Origin of the sequence: uncultured Intestinibacter sp., from assembly GCF_902468165.1 — a bacterium.
GTDB lineage: Bacteria > Bacillota > Clostridia > Peptostreptococcales > Peptostreptococcaceae > Intestinibacter.
In genome coordinates this window covers 1-2,941 of record NZ_CABQXJ010000132.1, presented here as the reverse complement: position 1 = coordinate 2,941, position 2,941 = coordinate 1, and the positions used below count along the sequence as shown (strand labels likewise).

The following is a 2,941-nucleotide window of genomic DNA, read 5'->3' as shown; positions in this document are numbered from 1 at the left end:
TGAACTAGCTGTTACTGTTCCGCAACTTGCCGCATCAACTTGAGTTGTTACTCCTAACGCAGCTACTACTGCTCCTACAATTACCGACGTTTTAACAAATTTCTTTAACATAAATTATTTTCCCCCTAAATCCTTTTTTATTCCGAAAATCTTTATTGTAAATACTTTTTATTGTAAATAATTCTTGATTTTAATGTACTTAAAACTCGTTTAAGTAATTTCTATTTTCTGATTACTTTTCTTTTTTATTCCTTTTAATACAAATATTATATTACATTTTCGTAACTTTTGAAACCTTTTTTTGCAAAAAAGTTACATGTTTGTTACTTTTTTAATGCAATTTTTCTAATTTTTTTCTATTAAACCTTAGTAATTGCAATGGCTTTACTATTTTTGTAATTTGTAACTTTTTTGTTAAAATTTATTTTTTATTTTTTGTATATAATTCATAAATTTGAACAATAATACTATTGTAATTTAAATATTTAACTCAATCTCCCCCAATTTAATTGAGCTTTCATTCCCCCAAATGAAAGCTCTTATTTTTTATAAAAAGTTACAACTAAACATCTAATTCAAATATGCTTGAAAATTTTTATTCTTATATGCTAATTTAAATATTAATTACTATATTAAGTTGGAGGCAATAATGATTAAAATAGGAAAAATAAATTTAGATTGTGATTTTGAATATAGAACAATTCGAGAAGAAGATGATGATTTAGACCTTTATGTAGACGTAAATTATAGATGTTTAGATATAAATCTTGGTGATGATAATTTCTTTAACTCTAGAATACAATTCCCATTTGTCAGATCTATACTACTTAGAATAAATAAAAACATGGAAACTATTACTGTTCATTTAATGAGAGATATCGATTTATTCTCTGCATTTGCAAACTTTGAATTAGATTTAACCGACCAAGTTCTTTGCATAAAAAATGAATACGAAAAGGTAATAATGTCTAAAATCATAATAGATAAATAACAGATCAAAATAAGGGAGTTTTACCTCCCTCCTTATGCTTATAAATACTCTGTTATCTTTACAATATAATTTAAATTTATATTTATTATATTGTCTATGTTAATATCTTTATTTATTGTATAATAAGTATTGCATTATAACAAATATCATACTTAATTTATACATTATTTTTTTTATATGAACAAATATATGTGCCTATTTGTTATAATAAGTTTATTAATGATATATTTTTGAGGATTAGGTTAATCCTTAGTTAAAATAAGAATATATTCTAATTATTTTTTTAGATAGTTGAAAGGAGTTATTTATATGAGTTTATTAGTTTTTGGACACAAAAATCCAGATACAGATAGTATATGCTCTGCTATTTCATTAGCACACTTAAAAAACCAAATAGGAGTTGAAGCTACTCCTTACGCTTTAGGAGAAGTTAGAAAGGAAGCTCAATATGCTTTAGATTATTTCGGTGTTCAAGCTCCTGAAGTTCTTGAAGACGTAAAAATACAAGTTAAAGATTTAAGTTACGATAGAATAAAATCTTTAAAACCTAGCGATTCAGTTTTAAACGCTTATAACACAATGATAGAAAAAGGAACAAAAACTTTACCAGTAGTTTCTGCTGACGGAAAATTCCAAGGTATAATAACAATGGTAGAGATAGCTAAAAGTTTAATGTACCAACATTTCAGAAAGGTTAATATACCTCTAGAGAATGTTTGTTACAACTTAAAAGGTGAAGTATTAGTAAAATGCGGTGATTCTTTCAGCGGTAGAGTAACTACTTTATCTTACGGAATAGAAGAAATAATGAACCTTTTAGGTGAAGGCGACATAGCTATAGTTGGTAACAGATATGATATAATCGAATACGCTATAGATACTAAAGTTGCATTATTAATATTAACAGGAAAAGCACAACTTAACGAAGAGTTAACAGCATTAGCAAAAGCTAACGGTGTTACTGTTATATCCGTTGATTGTGATACATATACTGCATCTAATTTAATAAATCAATGTGCAGAAATAGAAGATATCATAACTAAAGAAAACTTAGTTTTATTCAACGAAAATGATTATGTTGATGATGTAAAAGAAACTATGTTAAATACAAACTTCAGAGCTTATCCAGTTATAGATAATGATGGACAATTCTTAGGATTAGTTTCTAGAAGACATTTATTAAACCCAACTAAGAAAAACGTAATATTAGTTGACCACAACGAATTTGCTCAAAGTGCTGATGGTATAGAACAAGCAAACATAGTTGAAATAGTTGATCACCACAAAATAGGTGGTATATCTACTGACTTACCAATATCAGTTAGAGTTGCTCCAGTTGGATGTTGTTCTACTATAGTATACAACTTATACAAAGAACATAAAGTAGAAGTTCCTAAACACATAGCTGGTTTATTATTATCTGCAATATTATCAGATACATTAATATTCAAATCACCAACTACTACTGAATTAGATAAAAAAGCAGTTTTAGAATTAGCTGAAATAGCTGGTGTTGATTATGAAGCTTACGGAATGGATATGTTCAAAGCTGGTACTTCTTTAGATGAATTCTCTATAGAAGAAATAGTAAACATGGACTTCAAAGAGTTCAACATGAGCGGAAATAAAGTTGGTATAGGACAAGTTATGACTTTAGATATAGATTCTATATTAAATAAAAAAGACGAATACTTATCTTATATAAACGGTACTGACTACGATATGTTAGTATTAGCTATAACAGATATAATAAAAGAAGGTTCTTACTTATTATACAAAGCTAATGATTCAGTAATATCTGAAGCATTCAACGTTGATGCAAATCAAGGTGTATTCGCTGAAGGTGTAGTTTCTAGAAAGAAACAATTAGTACCTAACTTAACTAATGCAGTTAAAAATATGTAATAAAAATATCTAGATTATAGATATAAAATATATATAATAAAAAAT

At 26.7% G+C, this 2,941-nt stretch carries 2 protein-coding genes; both read left to right on the top strand.

Annotated elements, in window-relative coordinates; genetic code table 11:
* The first annotated feature begins 649 nt into the window (after positions 1–649).
* Positions 650–991: a hypothetical protein gene (locus RDX53_RS13955; RefSeq protein ID WP_195931280.1), complete on the top strand. Its 342-nt coding sequence runs from the start codon at positions 650–652 to the stop codon at positions 989–991.
* A gap of 309 nt (positions 992–1,300) precedes the next feature.
* On the top strand, positions 1,301–2,896 hold the full coding sequence (locus RDX53_RS13950; RefSeq protein WP_295677744.1) for a putative manganese-dependent inorganic diphosphatase: 1,596 nt from the start codon (positions 1,301–1,303) through the stop codon (positions 2,894–2,896).
* The last annotated feature ends 45 nt before the right edge of the window (positions 2,897–2,941 follow it).